Genomic DNA, 17,275 nt, shown 5'->3' with positions numbered 1-17,275 from the left:
GTTTTACTATGACCAGCTACCACAACAAAATAAGGTAGCTTAACTAGAGCAGAGTATCACTTATAAATAAGCTTTTAGTTGTTCAAACATGTGGGACCACCTCTCTCAAACATTGGACAAGCTGTAAGTTCTAATAGCTCATCTGAATTTTTGCAATTAAAACAACAGGCAGAATCACAATTTAAAGATTTTTTTAGGGTTAAAAAATATTGGATATTTAGAGTGCTCAGTTTGATTCATAGCCATCTTCATCAACCGTTAAAAGCTGAAGATCTCGCAGCATTGTTATTTACCTCACGCAGTACTTTTTTTAGAAAGTTGCATGTCTATCACACCAACTATGAAGATCTGATTCAGCAAGTGCGTATGGACTTTGCCAGTAAATATCTTCTACAAAACAAAGGGACTGTAAGCCACTTGGCTTATACCCTCGGTTTTAGCCACCCCTCTAACTTTATTAAATCTTTTCAAGATTACTTCGGTATGCCCCCTAAACAATGGCAAAACAGCCAATTTGAGACGCTAGCACTATTGGATTGAGACGATAGCACCATTTCTCTAAATCAGCACACCTTAAACTGATGACTAGTCTTGAGGAGCAAGACCAAAAATAAAGTTAAGGAATTCAACATGAAGAAAACTGCTCTCGTACATTATATCCTCACAAGCATGAGTCTCAGCCTTTTACCTTTTAGTTTAGCCACAGCAGCAGGATTGGAACGAACCACACAATCTGTTGCTGCTTTTTTGCAACCCAATAATTATTTTGAAGCGGGGATATCTGTTTTATCACCGACAGCAGAAGGTCAAGTGAGCCCTAACTTCCCTGTTGGCGCAAATGCAGAAATCTCAAACATTGGTAAAGGCTACTATGCTCCATTTGCTGGGCTGAAATTTCAACTCACAGATCGCTTGGCATTTGGCTTACTTTATGATCAACCTTTTGGAACAGATTCAGAATATCCAGTACAGCAAGCACCTGTATTTAGCCTCAATGGTGAAGCTACACAGGCAGAAGTCAGTACAGAAAATCTCACGATGTTACTTGGTTATAAACTCAATGACCGCTTTCAAATCTATGCAGGTCCTGCATATCAGACCGTTTCGGCATCAGCAAAACTACGCGGTTATGCCAATGGTGGCCCCGCAGCATTTGGTTTGTACAACATTGAAGTCAATGACAGTAATGGTGTTGGCTGGGTGACTGGTCTGAGTTATGAAATACCAGAAATTGCACTCAAAACATCTCTAACCTATCGTTCTAAAATCGAACATGATTTAGATATCAAAGAGACTCGTGCAAGTGCCGTTTTGTCTGACCTACCCAATACGGGCAAAACAACCATCGAAACCCCTCAATCTGTCAATTTAGACCTTCAAACAGGAATCGCACACAATACCCTAGCATTTACCCAACTACGCTGGGTCAATTGGAAAGACTTTACCATTCAACCATATTGGTTTGGAAAACTGAGTAATGGTCTAAATCTGCTGGAATATCCAGAAGATCAATATTCTGTAACTGTCGGGGTTGCTCGAAAACTGCATGAGAAATTTGTAGGTAGCGTTTCTTTAGGCTGGGACAGTGGTACGGGTGAACCTGTATCTATGCTTGGCCCTGTGGATGGTTACTGGAATGTCGGACTCGGTGCAAAATTCAGCCCTGCTAGCAATTACGACATCAGCTTAGGGGTACGTTACTTTATGTTCGGTGATGGCAAAATCCAATCTGCTAGCCAACAAGGCACTAATAACTATATCGCTGAATTTAAAGACAGTACTGCATGGGCGTATGCATTAAAAATTGCCTATAAATTTTAAGGAGTAAACGATGAATGCTTTAAACATTACCCCACCAAAATGGAAAAATGAGCAAGTTCGCATTGCACCATTATCCCTTTCTCAGTCCAATCTCACGCAGAAGGTTTTTCTTAAAGTCACGCAATATGGTGCCAAATCTAAAGTGCCGCTGAATGTGTTTGGCGTACTGGCTCGTTTAGATAAACTATTTCCCAATTATCTTTTTTTTATGAAAAGTATTTTATTTAAAGGGAATATTAGTCGTGTTGATAAAGAGCTGATTGTCCTTAGAGTTGCTTGGAAACTAGAGTGCTCTTATGAATGGAAACACCATACCCATTTTGCAGCAGAACTCGGAATTAAGAATCAAATCGTTGAATCCATTACGCTAGATCATTCTGAATTATGGGATGACAAACTCACCACGCTGATCAACAGTGTAGATGCTTTACTCACGGATAAAACTTTAAATAACACACAATTTCAGCAGCTCAAAAAATACTTTAATGATGACCAAATTGTTGAGTTCTGTATGTTGGTTGGTCATTACGTCATGGTAGCAATGACCATTAATACCTGTGGTGTTCAGCCTGAATAAGACTGCTGAGTATTTATATCAGTATCCACGTAAGTTAAAAGTGTATTTTAACACTGCATTAACAAACTGCTTTTAACTCAAGTGGATACTAAAACCCAACATCATGAATATCTATAGGGATCTGTATACACTCAAAATATTGAAAATACATATAGACATTTAACCTATTCATATACTTTTTTCTTTCAAATATAATGTCAGAATTTTTAATAAGCCGTTGATTGTCGCAAGGTTTTAATTAAAAGCTCATAAAGATGATCCACAGCTTTAGAGCCCTGTGAGATACGACTACGATAGACCGATACTTCCATCGGCTCCAAAGGCCCTAAACCCTGTTCCGCACCTAAAATATCTAAATGAGATGGCACGCTACATTTGGTCAGGACAGCAACAGCCAAACCACTTTCAACAGCAGCGATCTGCCCCACTAAGCTAGAACTGTGATAAACCACCTTATAACGACGTCCCTGTAAAGCGAGTGAATGAATTGCACTGTGTTTAGCTAGACTAGCACTTTCATAAACAGCTATAGGTAGCGGGTCATTTTTCCAAATATCAAATTGTGGTGAGCCGACCCAGACCATTGGTTCGTGGAACAACAAAGTACCCTGCCGAGGATCATCACGAGAAATCAAGGCTAAATCCAAGTCTCCACTATCCACACGCGGAATCAAGGAAGTGGATTGTTCACAATAGAGTTCGATTTCAACGCCTCCATAACGTGGTGCAAAGCGCTTTAATACAGGTGTGAGATATTGCGCAGCATAATCATCAGGGACCCCCAGTCGAATTCGCCCCACTAACTCATCTTTATGAAAAGCTTGTTGCGTTTCATGATGTAAATCCAAAATCCGTCTTGCATAACCTAAAAGAAGCTGCCCTTCCGCGGTCAATTCAATCTGTCGATGGGACCTGATGAGAAGTTGACACTGTAGCGCATCTTCTAGTTTTTTGAGCTGCATACTTACCGCCGACTGTGAACGATAAAGCTCAGGAGCGGCATGAGACAACGTTCCCATATCAACCACTGTGACAAAGCACTTTAACCAGTCAATCTGCAAATCTTTTAAGTTCAAGACCGCCCCACCTATTCGATTTTCAAATAGTATACTTAAGTTTTATGCGTTTTTCTTTTTCTCTTTCTAAGTGCATAATTTACAACAGATCAAGTCTTACAAAGTATCAAGTTGTATTGATGCCACTCTGCTACTCACGCCCTAACTTGAGACATACGACTGATAATGAAAAGGAAATAGCTTTGTCTAATACAACCCAAGAGATATATAGCCTCAACACTTCAGATGTTTGGTCTGGCTTTAAAAGCTTATTGCCTATTTCACTTTTTGTTGTGATTTTTGGTGCAGCCTTTGGATTGGCCTCGACACATACAGGTTTAAGTAACGATTCCAGTATGTTAATGAGCGCCTTGGTTTTTGCAGGTGCTTCCCAATTTGCAACTTTGGAATTATGGGGCGAACAAATATCATTGTTTCCGTTGATGATTACTGTTTTCTTTATCAATGCACGTCATCTTTTAATGGGGGCTTCTCTTTACCCATGGTTACGCCATCTTTCTCCAATGAAAAGATACGGTATTCTGCTTGTGATCTCGGATGCAAACTGGGCTTTATCTTTACAAGCCTTTAGCCGAGGTCAATCTGGTTTTGGATTGTTATTTGGCGGAGGTTTAGCACTTTGGGTCGCATGGATTATAGGTACATGGCTTGGCTTGTATTTTGGTCATAGCATTCAAAATCCAAATGCTTTTGGGCTTGATATGGTTATGTCTTGCTTCTTATTGGCAATGGTTGTAGGTGGAAAAAAAGATCTACGCATGGTGTTGATTTGGGCTGCATCTGCTTGTATTTCACTATTGGCTTATTGGTATTTGCCGAAAAATAGTCATGTGGTTATTGGCGCACTCGCAGGTGGTGTTATTGGTTTGCTTTGGAAAGAGAAAAAAATATGAATATAGAGCTAAATACAGCATATCCGTTGACCATCATCGCAATTATGGCCCTCGTCACACTTGTTACACGTTGGGGTGGCGTATTTATTATGTCTTATGTCCCCATCACTGATACTGCTCAACGGTTTATTACTGCAATGTCAGGCTCTGTACTGGTCGCACTTTTAGCTCCGATTGCTGTTGAGGGAGATAATGGCGCGCGATTGGCCTTATTAACTACACTTGTCGTGATGTTGGTGGTGAAAAAGCCATTGCTTGCAATTGCCTCTGGCATCATCGCCGCAGCGTTATTTCGTCAATATTTTTAGTTGTTTTAAAACATCCTCAGAAATGAATAGGCCAATGATAAAACAATCTTTAGCTGTGGTTTTGATTCCGGGCTTTATGTTAGATCAATCTTTATGGGATGACTTTGTGCAAGAGCTGCCCTCAGAATGGCAATTGATTCGAGCCAATTTATCGCATGGAAATTCCATCCCCGAAATTGCTCAATATATGATCCGCTCTTTACCTCCAAAATTTATCTTGATCGGTTTTTCTTTAGGTGGCTATGTTGCAAGGTCTATAGCGGAGCAGTTTCCAGAGCAAGTTTCTGCATTGATTCTCATTGCATCCTCACTACGTTCTGATACAGCACAGCAAAGACAGCAGAAAATGATGGTGATTAAACTGAGTTCACAAGAAACATTTAAAGGTTTAAGTTCAACGGCTATTCGGAAAACCTTGCACCCTTCAAATAATCACAATGACAGGCTGATACATAAGATTCAGAAAATGGGACAGCATTTAGGCTATGACACCTTTGTGAGACAGTCTCTGCTGAATAGAAATGAGCAGGATACAACAAAAATTTTATGCCCCACTTTGATTATTTACAGTGAGCAAGACCAAATCCGTTCAGCAAATGAAGCCAAAGAATTATATCAACAAATAAAGGGTTCCGACTTGGCTGTGATTGAAAATACGGGACACATGATACCTCTGGAACAGCCCAAAGCATTGACACAGGTTGTTTTGAAATGGCTCAATCGTGATTACCTTTCAAGTCAGTTCGAAAAATAATTGACCTATCAATATAATAGAGACTGAAAAGAGCCCTTTAGTAAAGTCTAAGACAATTCATCATCAGATAAAAAAGGCATATTGTGGAATATGCCTTTTTTATTTACTTAAACGTATTTCTTAAAAATTCACAGTCCATGAAAACTGCGCTGTACGTGGTGTGCCCAGAAATAAATAATCATCCCCGAAGAAGCTTCCTGCATCGCGCCAGTATTTTTTATTGAACAGGTTGTCCACGTTCAGACGCAGCATATTTTCATAACCATAAGCACGGAAGTTATAAGCTGCACCCGCATCGAATACGGTATAGCCTGAAACTTTAACCGTACCCGTTTTATTGGCGTATTTACTGCTGCTGTATTGCATACCTGCAAGTAAACGTAAGCCCTCGACTTGAGGCATTTGGTAAGACACATGACTGGCAAAACGTAGCTTTGGTACGTTTTGGGTCTGATGCCCTGCATATTCATTTGCTTGTACATCTTCTAAACGTGAACGGGTCAGTGCCAACGTCGATGTCATATCTAGATTCTCAGCAACACGACCTTGCAATCCCAATTCCAAACCTAAGTTGTGTTGTTCACCATCGGTGACATAATTACTAGCACTATTGGTATATTGATTGTCTTGTCTTAAATCGAATAATGCCGCTGTGAACAACATCGTTTGCCATTGCTGTTTAAGGCCCAACTCGTACTGAGTTGAATGTCTTGGCGCTAAGGTAGCATAAGCATTATTGGCATACCACGGCGCTTGACTACCATCGCTTATCCCTTTTGCATAAGAAGCATAAAGATGAGTATTTTGCCAAGGCTGGTACATCAGAGCGAGTTGCGGTAAGAAACGATTAAAGTCGGTCTCGCGAATATTGTTACCATCCGCAGCATAGGCACTTTCATTTAAATGTAAAAGCTTACCGCCCAACAAAACTGACCATGCATCATTCAATTTGATTTGATCTAGTAGGTTTAAAGCAGTTTGTTGACTATCCAATGATTTGTAATGATTACCTAAGGCTTTATCTGTAGGTGTATAGGTAATAGGATCATGATCAATATTTCCTGAACCTATCCATTCATTGATTGCATCATACTGAGTATGACGTTTGTAAGCATGTGACAACTCTAAACTCAGGCTATGTTGCCATGCTCCAGTGCTGAATTTTCCGTTCAAACCTGTTTTAAATTGATTGGTGAGATAACTGTCATCTGGGCTGCGGAAATCATAAATGTCATAGTTACCCTGTTGGTCAAAGGTATAGGCAAAAGCAGAGTAATCATCTACGATCACACGGCTTTGTGAAGCTGACAGATTGCTACTCCAGTTATCATTGATTTGATAACTATATTTAAGACTCGTATTTAGACTTTCATTGGTGATCGGTTTGCTCCAGCTTTGATAACCCAGCAAACGATCCCATTCCACTCCTGTCGGTACAGTTTCACCACCCAATAGCTGATAGCCCGGTACCGAACGCTGTTTTTGACGCTGTGATTCAATATCAAATTCGAGTTTTGAACGATCTGAAATTTTCCAGTCTAAAGCCAAGGAACCAAACAAACGTATACCGTCAGCATGTTCAACATAGGGATGAATGTCTTCATACGCTGCATTCACACGATAACCAAACTGTTGATTGTCTCCAAGCCATCCACCAAAGTCTGTTGCCACACGACTACCGCCATGACTATCTGCTTCAAGAGTTAAAGATTGGACATCTTTGGGGCGTTTACTTACATAATTCACGACTCCACCTGGGGTCGACATCCCACTTTGAATCGCGCTCATGCCTTTGAGTATTTCGACTTGCTCTTTATTTTCAAGCGCTACATTTTGCTCACCACGAAGCAAATTACCGTTCAGTAAATAACTTGATCCGGCATTTAGGCTAAATCCCCGCATTACAAAGTTTGCATAGTAGCCAATCGGTGCATAGCCATCACCAACAGATGCATCGTTTTTTACTACATCGCTGAGTGTTTTCGCATGTTGATCTGCTATCAGTTCAGCAGTAACGGTGTTAATAGATGCAGGAATGGCTGCAAGGTTTTGCTGGGCAAAACCAGACAAATTAACTTTGGGTTGATAATACGCAGCTGGTTCAGCTTGAGCAGTCGCTGTTATGGTTGCAAGTTGTGCCACATCACTGTCTTCTGCCGCATGTACCCATACCGAGTTCAGCCCTAGACATGAAAATGAACCAACCGCCAGTAATGCTTTTTGTAAACGAGAAAAAGGATACGTTTTCACAGTAGTTGCTAACCCCAAAAAATAATATTACAGCCCAAGTTTTGCGGCTTGAGTATTCACAATTTTCTTAGAATGAACAAGCACATTATTCAACATATCTCAGCTTTTTAAATAATTTTGAAATAACCTTAAAAATAAAAATCTCATACAGCTTTTAGTCTGGCCTTAAGGTCTACAAGAAATATACGACTTGACAACGTCATCTGTAATCTGAGTAAACCTGAATTTTGGCTCAGACATTAAATAAATGGCTAAGAATGAAATGAAAAATTAAACCCATTTTTTTAATTGTGTCATGATGAATATTTATTTCTATACTTTTTGATTTATTTCATTTTTTTAGAGATTAAACCAATATTGCTAACACAAACCCAATAAAATGTTATAACATAACAATACAACATCTAAACTACGCTCCATCATGATGAATAAATTTACACTTCTTTCTTCCAGTTTATATTTAAGCCTATTAAGTTCTTTTACATGGGCTGAAACCTCTACAGAAGTACTCAAGACCATCCAATTGCAAGCCGAAACTGAAGATGAAAGCTTGCAACAAAGTACCGCAATGACTAAGTTTTCTCATGACATTTTAGACGTACCTTTCAGTCGAAGTTTGTTATCTAAAGCTCTAATTCAACAACAAGATGTACAGCGTATTGATGACGCACTAACACAAGTAAGTGGTGTTTATAATCAAACCAATTATGGTGGCGGATTTTGGGATAACTTCTCATTCAGAGGTTTTAGTACAGACCCAAATATTGGGGCACAAATTATAAGAAATGGCCTAAGTGTCAACCGTGGACTCAGTGCGCCGCGAGACATGGTGAATATTGAATCACTCGACTTTTTAAAAGGCCCTATGGCCGCTTTATATGGTCGCGGGGAAGCTGGTGGTTTACTCAATATCAACACCAAAAAACCGCAGTGGGAAAGCTCTTCAGAAGTTAATTTACGTGCTAACAGTTTAGAAAAGTATCGTGCCAGTTTTGAACATACTAGCCCAATAAATGATGCTGTGGCTTATCGTATTGCGGTAGCACATGAAGATAATCAAAGTTTTCGTGATCATGTGCACAGTGAGCGTTGGTTTTTCTCCCCTCAACTTACATGGAAAATTTCAGATTCGACCCAATTGGACTTTGATAGCGAATTTACCCGACAAGATGGAACTTTTGATCGTGGTGTGAGCAGTTATCAAAAACAATTTGTGATGGACCCAAAAACCTTTACAGGCGAACCTGATGATGGTGATCATATTCAAAAAGATCATTTTTATCAGCTTCGACTTGCGCATCAGTTTAATGATGACTGGAAAATGAATAATGCACTCAGCGTAAAAGATACTCAACTCAAAGGATTTTCCAGTGAACCTCGTCGTATTCAGAGTGATGGACGGACATTAGAACGTCAACGTCGCTATCGTGACAATAAAAGTGATGATGTTCTCTTTCAAACGGAGCTACTTGGGAAAATCCAACAAGGCTGGGCACGCCATGAAGTACTTTTGAGCACTGAACTTGGGCAAATGAAGTACCGTCAATTACAACTGCGTCGAAACCACAGCAGTAGCGTGCCAAATAGCATTGATATCTATGATCCAAATTATGGACAGTATTCGCCAGAGCTTCCACTTTTCATTAATACCGAAGAACAGCAACGCTATTTTGCACTGAATTTACAAGATCAAATTTTTCTGAATGATCAATGGAGTGTGCTGTTCGGTGCGCGTTTTGATCACATTAGCCAAGATTTTCAAAATAAACTTGCACATACATCCAACCAACAAGACTTGCAACAAACCAGTCCACGCTTGGGGTTGAATTACCGACTGAATGATCGTTGGTCATGGTACGCCAACTACGGAAAATCCTTTGCCCTCAACAGTGGAATGGACAAAAATGGCAATGTTTTTAATCCTGAAAAAGGCAAAAGCTATGAAATTGGTGGGAAATATCAAATAAACCCACAAAGTTTAATCAGTTTAGCCCTGTTTAAAATGGATAAAGAAAATGTACTGACTACCGATCCAACAGATAGTAGTTATCAGATCACCGCTGGAGAAGTATCTAGTAAAGGCTTAGAGTTCGATATTGAAACCCAACTGAGTGATCGACTCTCTGTCCGTGCAAATTATAGCTATACAGATGCACAAGTGGAAAAAGACCAGAGCCTTGTTAAAGGTTCGAGGTTGAGTAATGTGCCAAAACATAGTGGTTCTGTGAGTAGCAACTACGAATGGGATCTTGCCAATGCAGACAAAGTTGGAGTTGGCGCAACGGCAGTCTATGTTGGTAAACGTAGTGGACACAGTACAGATAATGGCTTCAACTTACCTGAATATACGTTACTCAACTTAAACGCTTACTATGCCCCATCAGATCAGCTACGTTATCAGCTCAATGTGCATAATCTTTTAGATGAAACTTACTATGTCGCAAGCTATAGCGATATGTGGATTCAACCAGGCGATCCTTTAAATGCATCGCTCTCGGTGCAATGGAGGTTTTAAGAGCCAAAACCAGACATGATCTATGCTAGATCATGTCTGGTTTCTCAGTCATTTTTATAGATTTGAGGCTAAATAAATTGATTCACTAAGCTGTAAAACCACCATCTACAGCATACTCAGCGCCAGTCACAAAACTGGCTTCATCTGATGCTAAAAATGCAACGACCGAAGCAACATCATCAGGTTGACCAAAATACCCCAACGGAATCATTTGGCTGACTTTATCAATATGGGCCTGAGATTCTTCAAAAGATAAATCCGCTTTTTCATAAATTGGGCTATCAATTGGGCCAACTGAAACAGCATTTACTCGAATTTTTTCTACAGCCAACTCTCTTGCCAAAGACTTTGTGATTGCTGAAAGTGCTGCCTTACTGGCCGAATATAGAGCCATGTTTGCAAGTGGTCGTTGGCTGACCGAAGAGCCAATATTGATGACGCTTCCTTTGGACTCCCGCAATAAATCTAAACTTTGACGAATAAACTCCACAGGACCACGAACATTGATATGAAAAATAGCATCAAAAGATAAAATATCTAAGTTTTCGATACTTGCAACGGGAGCAACACCTGCATTATTCACTAAAATATCCAAGCGACCAAAGCGGTGTTTAAGCTCAGCAATCGTGTTTGAAATGTCTTCCAAACATGCAATATCACCAACGACATAGTCAATATTTTGATGTTGACTTGTTTCAACTAAAGGCGCACGTGTTCATCCCATAATCAAAACTTTTGCCCCTTCATTGGCTAAACGTTCAGCAATTTTTCGACCGATGCCAGAGCCTCCTCCCGTGACCAAAGCGACTTTATTCATTAGCTTCATTTTTATGTTCCATAGGTATTATTTAAAAAGATGAAAATCTTTTGCAATTTTTAATGGAGAAAACTCTTCTATTTCATAGATCGCACACCGATGTTTAACATAAGGGTCTAGTGCCACAATCCGCTCTAATTCATCTTGATTTTCAGCTTGGGCAATAATAACCCCAGCACTGTTTTTTGAGAGATTTCGACCAAAAGTCAAAAAGACTTTATTGTCAAATTGCTGATTTAAAAATTCAATGTGTTGAGCATGGTATTTCTCGCTGATCTCACCGAGATCAACAGAAACATGGATTAAATACATTTGAACCATTTCCAAAAAATTAAAGCATAAGTATCAATTTAAAGTGCTGAGTAAAATCAGACCGTAAAGACTGAATAACTGAATATTTATATCTCAATATAAGTTTTCAATTTGGCGCACTAAACGTTGTGCATGTTCCTGCGCGGCCATAGTCTGTTGCTGTAAACCTTTTTCATCGCCACGTGCAAGATAGCTAACACCTGTTGTATAGACTGGTGCTTGTAGGTCTAAATTGCATAATGCAGCAAGACTGTCGAAGGGTGCCAATAGCGTTTCAAGTGAGTGTTGCATGATTGCATTTGGCGCATAAGCAACTTCGGGAGCTCCCGTGGTAAAGGACAAGATCAATTGCTTACCGCCCAATTTCGCATTTGAGCCATGAGAAAAACCATGTAGAAAAACCTGATCTAGCCATTTTTTAAGCAGCGCTGGTAATGCATACCAATGAAATGGAAATTGCCACACAATGATGTCCGCAGCTAACAGTGCTTGTTGTTCAAGCTCAATATCGAAAACTTCATCTGGGTAAAGTTCATCTAACTTACGAATTTTTGCATAAGGGAGTGCAGTTGTTACGTGATTGAGAATGGCGGTATTCGCAACCGAATCTTGTAAATTGGGATGTCCTGAAATTACGAGTATTTTTTTCATCATATTTACCTTTAGAAAATTAAGCCTGCTGTTGAGACGCATACAATGCTTGTCTTAACCAGCTTGCCACTTAAGCCCACATGGGTTGAACATGGAATGAATGTTAGTCAGAAAAATTGTGATTGATAAGGCAGGTAATTGGCACTACATTAGTATCTAAAAGTTAATAGTTGTGTATTGATATGAATGGCTCAATTTATAATTATTTGGTTGTATTCCATGCCATCGTCAATGAGGGAAGTTTAGCCGCAGCAGCGCGACAACTTGAAACTGCCCCACCTGCTGTCAGTAAGTCCTTAAAACTACTTGAGCAAACTATAGGCTTACCCTTATTTAATCGCACCACACGTCATTTGGAGCTTACAGAAGCGGGACAACATCTGTTTCAAAACACACAAGAACCAATTAAAGCGTTAACAATCGCGCTAGAAAGTGTTCAAGACTTAAAGAGTGAACCTGCTGGTATTGTGCGAATCACAACAGCTCGTTATGCCTATCTAAGTGTTTTACAGCCCTATTTAGGTGAGTTCTATCAACGATACCCACGTATTCAACTTGAAATTGCGATTAACGATGGAACGGTCAACGTTTCAAAAGAGGGCTATGATCTGGGTATTCGCTTTGGAAATAAAATTGAAGAACATGTGGTAGCACGTCAAATTTTACCCAAACAAACTCAAGGATTATTCGCATCAAAACATTATCTTGAACAGCATGGAGTTCCGCAAAAACCTGTAGATTTAAAACAACATCAGTTAATCGGCTATCGTTTTACAACAGCGAATACGCTTTCTCCATTGCTTTTACAAGAAAATGGAAAAGAAATTAGTGTTGAAATGCCTGTCTCTTTCATTGCTAATGATATAGATGTCAATATGGATGCAATTCGGCAAGGAATCGGTATCGGTCGAATTTTTTTAATAAATTTAAAACAACAGCATGATCAAGAAAACTTTATTCCTGTGCTCAAGCCATACTGGAGAACATTCCCTCCTGTTTATCTCTACTATTTACAAAATAGTCAAAAGTCTAAACGTGTAAGGACGCTCATTGACTTTTTACTGGAAAAAAATACCGCTTAAAAAACCGCTCTCCTTATCTGTGCTTTCGCTTTTTCATTATTTAAGTGTACAACTAAGCCTCACTTTCAGATTCGGCATAGTATGTATTAAGTAGTCGGTGTGCATTTTCTTCGCAGCTTAAGTCTTGGGGCTTATTTTGTATCGAATCAATCAGGATCAGTAAGTTCTTTTTATTTTCAGCCAACATTTTTTGCATTTTCACAATTTCTTGTACTTTGTCATTCAAGGTCTGAATCAATTTGTCATGATTCCAGTTAGCAATATTTGCAGGGATCAACGATTTGATCTCTTCTAAGGAAAAGCCAACCTGTTGTGCCTGCCTGATCAAATACAATTGTTTTAAATCTTCTTCTGAATATTGACGGTAACCATTCGATAAACGCTTAGGTTTAGGCAATAACTGGATTTGCTCATAATAGCGAATTGTAGGCGTACTCAACCCACTCAGTTTCGACAACTCACTAATATTCATACGAAATACCCTCTTTATATTCAAGTGAACTTGAAGCCTGTGATATACAAAAATCAATCATATTTAAGCATGCGGTAGAGAGTATAGAAAAATACCAGTGAGTTTATTCACGGACTGATATTTCTCACGATGATGACTTTTACACCCTCTTTTAGTCAGGACATAAGCAACTATTTTATGCTATGTGACGTTTGCTCTCTTAGACTTAAACCAAAGCTTTTGCACGGCGTTGCATACGATGACGATATTGCTTAGTACGTTTGCTCATTGCAAGTTGCTGTAAAATCAATGCCCAAAATGGTGATACTTTAGGGTTTGGTTTCTTACCTTGACTCAATTTGCGTAGCTGAAACTTTACAGTTGACAAGTTGGCAACCGAAGCGAGTGCTTTGTTTTCCCACTCTATTGGTTTGAGTTCAGGGGCAAGATTTTGACCTAGTTTCCACGCATTAGGTAAATTTGGCTCTAACGCAAGCGCAGTCCCAATCCCCACCATTTCTACACCACTTTGTATGACCTGCTCAGCCACTGGCTGACGACGAATTCCCCCTGTGACCATAATCGGCATTCGAGCGATTTTACGGATTTCTGTAGCAAATTCTAAAAAGTAAGCTTCACGTGCAAGCGTTCTTCCATCACGGGCTTGGCCTTGCATTGCAGGGGCCTCATAACTACCACCTGAAAGTTCAACCAAATCCACAGCAAGCTCATTCAACATTTCAACCACTTGCTTGGCATCGTCTGCACTAAAGCCACCACGCTGAAAGTCGGCCGAGTTAAGTTTTACCGCAACTGCAAATTGATCAGACACAACTGCACGTACCGCTTTCACAATTTCGAGTAAAATTCGAGCACGGTTTTCCAATGAACCACCCCACTGATCTTGGCGTTGGTTACTGAGTGGTGATAGAAATTGACTGAGTAAATAGCCATGTGCAGCATGAATTTCCACACCCGTAAAACCTGCCTGCTCAGCCAGTTGTGCTGTACGTGCAAAACGCTGAATGACTTCTTCAATCATCACTTCTGTCATTTCAACAGGTGTTGCAAACTTATCCGACATTTTGCCTAGATCTAAAGCTACAGCAGAAGGAGCCCAAGTATCTTGCCCCATATTCGACTGCATCTGACGTCCAGGATGGTTGATTTGCAACCAAAATTGAGCACCTTTAGCACGTCCAATATTTGCCCATTTTTTAAATAGATCAAGATGTTCGGTATCTTCAAGCACCACCCCGCCAGGTCCTGTCATTGCCCGGCTATCAATCATGACATTTCCAGTAATGATCAAACCGACACCACCCTCGGCCCAAGTATGATAAAGATTAAATAAATCTTGTGATGGTGCTTGCTCTAAAGTTGCCATGTTCTCTTCCATTGCCGCTTTAGCAAGGCGGTTTGGAATCGTTGTCCCATTGGGTAGGGTTAATGCATCAAATATGTTCATCATGATCGCCTCTTTTGATCTGATAACTACTTTAAGATTAAAGTTAACTTTAATGTCAAGTGATTTTTATACACGATCAAAATAAAAATGAGCAATCTTTAGGTCACCCATAGTTAAAGTGGATTTAGCGTCTAGGTGCTAAATTTTTGGATTAGCTTTGCATAATGACCAATAATTCAAAGTCACTGTTTTCAGGATCACGCTCAACATTTCCTGAAAATACCTGAATACAGGTTTAATCTCTCATTTTTATGGGCACAGCCATGTTATTTATTACATTTTGATGGGTAACGAATATCTAAGAATGTAATGCCTCCGTGTCTTACTGACATCATTGTCCTCTGCTTAAAGTAACACTTAAGACCCAGCACACCTATTGTTAATGGCATAGCATACTGTCAGAAAAAGAAAGGTTATATTGAAATGTCAGCACGTGAAAATCTTTTCTAATGCTGTGATTCATGTAAAAGATTGCGAATAAATAGCAATTTTATGTCTGTAAGTATTTATACTTTTCCCGACTTGACATTCAAGTTCACTTAAAGCTTATAGTGTTTATAGCAAACACAGGTGTACTACTGACCTTAAGCATGATTCCATGAGGAGTTTCTCCATGACGGCAATAAAAAACAAAAAATATGATTTGGTGGTATTTGGTGCAACCAGCTTCGTTGGACAAATTTTAACAACTTACCTAAGCGACTACCTCTCAATGCAAGGTGAGTCAGGTGAACAAATTCAGTGGGCAATCGCTGGCCGGTCATCAAGCAAACTCAATGCGTTAAAAAATAAACTTGGTGAAAAAGCACAAAATTTGGACATTATGATTGCAGATGTCAATGATACTGACGCAATTCACACGCTATGTGAACAAACCCGTGTGGTTGTTTCAACCGTAGGTCCTTATGCACTTTACGGTGAACCGATGATCAAGGCCTGTGTTGAAACAGGTACAGACTATTGTGACCTTACGGGCGAAACACAATGGATTAAAAAAATGATCGACAAGTATCAAAGCCAAGCCGAACATTCTGGTGCACGGATTGTACATTGTTGCGGTTTTGATTCTGTCCCTTCTGATATGGGCGTGTATTTTTTACAACACCAAGCACAGCAACTTTGGTATGCCCCAGCGACCAACGTCAAAATGCGAGTGAAAGTTTTAAAAGGCGGCGCTTCTGGCGGAACGGTGGCCAGTTTAATCAATGTCATACAAGAAGCCGCCGCTGATCCTGCACTACGCAAAGCTTTAGTGAACCCGTACCTCCTTGTGCCACAAAATCATACGCTCAGTGCACGTCAACACTATGTAAAATCAGCTGAGTTTGACAGCGATTTTGATGCATGGATTGCCCCCTTTGTTATGTCTGCTGTTAATGAACGGGTTGTGCACCGTTCAAATGCACTTGCAAACAATGCCTATGGGGCAAACTTTAGCTATAACGAAGCCATGCTGACAGGCCAAGGTTGGAATGGTCGTGTCAAAGCTTATAGCTTGGTCGCAGGATTAGGTGCATTCATGCTTGCAGCGGTTACCAAGCCTGTCAGTAAATTGATGGAGCGCTATATGCTCCCAAAACCAGGCGAAGGCCCGACACCCGAGCAACAACGCTCTGGCCGTTTTGATTTACGATTTATTGGCAAGTCAGATGCAGGACAAAGTCTTCGAATCAAAGTCACAGGCGACCGTGATCCAGGTTATGGGTCAACAGGAAAAATGTTGGGGCAAGCAGCATTAAGTTTAGTTTTGGATCATCATAAAAATGGCGAGAAAACGGGACGAAATGGCGGTTTTTGGACCCCTGCAACGATGTTTGATGAGCGCTATGTTGAACGCTTAAAACAGCATGCAGGTATTGGCTTTGAAGTGATTTAAGTCTTTATCAACTCATTGATAGAAAAGTATGTAAGGCGCATCATGCACTTTAAATACACAGTGTTATGTATTTAGCTGATGATGATTGAAATGTAGACTACAAATAAAAAAGAATGAAGCAACACAGGCCTCATTCTTTTTTGTTGAATCTTAAAAAATATCTGTTTGAACATCATACAAAGCATTTTTTGTTGCGCCTTTGCATCGTGATGTTTAGCTTTACTTTAGAACATATTCCCAAATAATGAATCCGAGAAAAAATCCAAGAAATGAATATAAAGTAATGATAAAGAATACAAACCAAGCTTTATTTTTTTTCAGTAAAAAGTTCATTTCCAATACCTCAACGCTTTATCTATATTTGTTATTCTAAGGTTTAGGCTATAAATGGACAGATACAGTTCTTTATGAAAAAAATATAACA

Annotated in this window: 16 protein-coding genes and 1 pseudogene; 9 read left to right on the top strand and 8 right to left on the bottom strand. The window is 39.8% G+C overall.

Annotated elements, in window-relative coordinates:
* Positions 1–222 precede the first annotated feature (222 nt).
* From GBI16_RS08100 to GBI16_RS08090, 3 genes are all read left to right on the top strand, one after another.
* The gene (locus tag GBI16_RS08100) at positions 223–540 is read left to right on the top strand and encodes a helix-turn-helix transcriptional regulator (protein WP_171494548.1); all 318 of its coding nucleotides are present in this window, start codon (positions 223–225) and stop codon (positions 538–540) included.
* A 90-nt stretch (positions 541–630) separates the two neighbouring features.
* Positions 631–1,821, top strand: coding sequence for an OmpP1/FadL family transporter (locus GBI16_RS08095; RefSeq protein ID WP_151706881.1), 1,191 nt, complete (start codon positions 631–633; stop codon positions 1,819–1,821).
* 10 nt (positions 1,822–1,831) lie between these two features.
* Entirely contained in the window at positions 1,832–2,398 is a 567-nt protein-coding gene (locus tag GBI16_RS08090) for a carboxymuconolactone decarboxylase family protein (RefSeq protein ID WP_151706880.1), read from the top strand.
* Positions 2,399–2,604: 206 nt separating this feature from the next.
* On the opposite strand, the gene GBI16_RS08085 is transcribed toward GBI16_RS08090, so the two are convergent.
* Positions 2,605–3,474 (bottom strand): LysR family transcriptional regulator, encoded by an 870-nt coding sequence (locus tag GBI16_RS08085; protein ID WP_086210498.1) that lies wholly within the window; start codon positions 3,472–3,474, stop codon positions 2,605–2,607.
* A gap of 182 nt (positions 3,475–3,656) precedes the next feature.
* Between GBI16_RS08085 and GBI16_RS08080 the strand changes: the two genes are divergently transcribed.
* The 3 genes from GBI16_RS08080 to GBI16_RS08070 are packed head-to-tail and all read left to right on the top strand — an operon-like array spanning position 3,657 to position 5,429.
* Positions 3,657–4,367 (top strand): AzlC family ABC transporter permease, encoded by a 711-nt coding sequence (locus GBI16_RS08080; RefSeq protein ID WP_151706879.1) that lies wholly within the window; start codon positions 3,657–3,659, stop codon positions 4,365–4,367.
* Complete coding sequence (locus GBI16_RS08075; RefSeq protein WP_151706878.1) at positions 4,364–4,675, top strand: AzlD family protein; 312 nt, start codon at positions 4,364–4,366, stop codon at positions 4,673–4,675. The genes GBI16_RS08080 and GBI16_RS08075 overlap by 4 nt, the downstream gene beginning before the upstream one ends.
* Before the next feature lie 34 nt (positions 4,676–4,709).
* The gene (locus GBI16_RS08070; protein ID WP_151706877.1) at positions 4,710–5,429 is read left to right on the top strand and encodes an alpha/beta fold hydrolase; all 720 of its coding nucleotides are present in this window, start codon (positions 4,710–4,712) and stop codon (positions 5,427–5,429) included.
* Positions 5,430–5,549: 120 nt separating this feature from the next.
* On the opposite strand, the gene GBI16_RS08065 is transcribed toward GBI16_RS08070, so the two are convergent.
* On the bottom strand, positions 5,550–7,679 hold the full coding sequence (locus tag GBI16_RS08065) for a TonB-dependent siderophore receptor (protein WP_086210906.1): 2,130 nt from the start codon (positions 7,677–7,679) through the stop codon (positions 5,550–5,552).
* 421 nt (positions 7,680–8,100) lie between these two features.
* Between GBI16_RS08065 and GBI16_RS08060 the strand changes: the two genes are divergently transcribed.
* Positions 8,101–10,194, top strand: coding sequence for a TonB-dependent siderophore receptor (locus tag GBI16_RS08060; protein ID WP_086210907.1), 2,094 nt, complete (start codon positions 8,101–8,103; stop codon positions 10,192–10,194).
* Positions 10,195–10,279: 85 nt separating this feature from the next.
* Here GBI16_RS08060 and GBI16_RS08055 read toward each other — a convergent pair.
* The 3 genes and pseudogenes from GBI16_RS08055 to GBI16_RS08045 all read right to left on the bottom strand — a co-directional run bounded on the left by GBI16_RS08055 (position 10,280) and on the right by GBI16_RS08045 (position 11,974).
* Positions 10,280–11,011, bottom strand: a pseudogene (locus tag GBI16_RS08055) (SDR family NAD(P)-dependent oxidoreductase).
* 27 nt (positions 11,012–11,038) lie between these two features.
* The gene (locus GBI16_RS08050; RefSeq protein ID WP_171494547.1) at positions 11,039–11,323 is read right to left on the bottom strand and encodes a YciI family protein; all 285 of its coding nucleotides are present in this window, start codon (positions 11,321–11,323) and stop codon (positions 11,039–11,041) included.
* A 93-nt stretch (positions 11,324–11,416) separates the two neighbouring features.
* Positions 11,417–11,974, bottom strand: a complete 558-nt coding sequence (locus GBI16_RS08045) for an NAD(P)H-dependent oxidoreductase (RefSeq protein ID WP_151706875.1) — start codon at positions 11,972–11,974, stop codon at positions 11,417–11,419.
* 182 nt (positions 11,975–12,156) lie between these two features.
* Between GBI16_RS08045 and GBI16_RS08040 the strand changes: the two genes are divergently transcribed.
* Positions 12,157–13,056 carry a LysR family transcriptional regulator gene (locus GBI16_RS08040; protein ID WP_151706874.1) on the top strand — a complete coding sequence of 300 codons (900 nt, stop codon included), beginning with the start codon at positions 12,157–12,159 and terminating at the stop codon, positions 13,054–13,056.
* 52 nt (positions 13,057–13,108) lie between these two features.
* On the opposite strand, the gene GBI16_RS08035 is transcribed toward GBI16_RS08040, so the two are convergent.
* Positions 13,109–13,528: a MerR family transcriptional regulator gene (locus tag GBI16_RS08035; protein WP_151706873.1), complete on the bottom strand. Its 420-nt coding sequence runs from the start codon at positions 13,526–13,528 to the stop codon at positions 13,109–13,111.
* A gap of 205 nt (positions 13,529–13,733) precedes the next feature.
* Positions 13,734–14,975, bottom strand: coding sequence for an NADH:flavin oxidoreductase/NADH oxidase family protein (locus GBI16_RS08030; RefSeq protein ID WP_151706883.1), 1,242 nt, complete (start codon positions 14,973–14,975; stop codon positions 13,734–13,736).
* Positions 14,976–15,597: 622 nt separating this feature from the next.
* On the opposite strand from GBI16_RS08030, the gene GBI16_RS08025 reads away from it, so the two are divergent.
* Positions 15,598–16,851, top strand: a complete 1,254-nt coding sequence (locus GBI16_RS08025) for a saccharopine dehydrogenase family protein (protein ID WP_404814589.1) — start codon at positions 15,598–15,600, stop codon at positions 16,849–16,851.
* 219 nt (positions 16,852–17,070) lie between these two features.
* Here the strand turns inward: GBI16_RS08025 and GBI16_RS08020 are convergent, their stop codons facing one another.
* Positions 17,071–17,184, bottom strand: a complete 114-nt coding sequence (locus tag GBI16_RS08020; RefSeq protein WP_086210914.1) for a hypothetical protein — start codon at positions 17,182–17,184, stop codon at positions 17,071–17,073.
* Positions 17,185–17,275 lie beyond the last annotated feature (91 nt).

The organism is Acinetobacter sp. TUM15064 (assembly GCF_008980265.1).
In the GTDB taxonomy this organism is placed as follows: Bacteria; Pseudomonadota; Gammaproteobacteria; order Pseudomonadales; family Moraxellaceae; genus Acinetobacter.
The sequence above is the reverse complement of the archived record's forward strand: the minus strand, read 5'-3'. Positions and strand labels throughout refer to the sequence as shown.

Excerpts from the sequence above, each read along its gene's own strand:
- GBI16_RS08045 (WP_151706875.1), bottom strand. The coding sequence starts at position 11,974 with ATGAAAAAAATACTCGTAATTTCAGGACATCCCAATTTACAAGATTCG.
- GBI16_RS08040 (WP_151706874.1), top strand. The coding sequence starts at position 12,157 with ATGAATGGCTCAATTTATAATTATTTGGTTGTATTCCATGCCATCGTC.
- GBI16_RS08075 (WP_151706878.1), top strand. The coding sequence starts at position 4,364 with ATGAATATAGAGCTAAATACAGCATATCCGTTGACCATCATCGCAATT.
- GBI16_RS08090 (WP_151706880.1), top strand. The coding sequence starts at position 1,832 with ATGAATGCTTTAAACATTACCCCACCAAAATGGAAAAATGAGCAAGTT.
- GBI16_RS08020 (WP_086210914.1), bottom strand. The coding sequence starts at position 17,184 with ATGAACTTTTTACTGAAAAAAAATAAAGCTTGGTTTGTATTCTTTATC.
- GBI16_RS08030 (WP_151706883.1), bottom strand. The coding sequence starts at position 14,975 with ATGAACATATTTGATGCATTAACCCTACCCAATGGGACAACGATTCCA.
- GBI16_RS08060 (WP_086210907.1), top strand. The coding sequence starts at position 8,101 with ATGATGAATAAATTTACACTTCTTTCTTCCAGTTTATATTTAAGCCTA.
- GBI16_RS08050 (WP_171494547.1), bottom strand. The coding sequence starts at position 11,323 with ATGTATTTAATCCATGTTTCTGTTGATCTCGGTGAGATCAGCGAGAAA.
- GBI16_RS08070 (WP_151706877.1), top strand. The coding sequence starts at position 4,710 with ATGATAAAACAATCTTTAGCTGTGGTTTTGATTCCGGGCTTTATGTTA.
- GBI16_RS08035 (WP_151706873.1), bottom strand. The coding sequence starts at position 13,528 with ATGAATATTAGTGAGTTGTCGAAACTGAGTGGGTTGAGTACGCCTACA.
- GBI16_RS08095 (WP_151706881.1), top strand. The coding sequence starts at position 631 with ATGAAGAAAACTGCTCTCGTACATTATATCCTCACAAGCATGAGTCTC.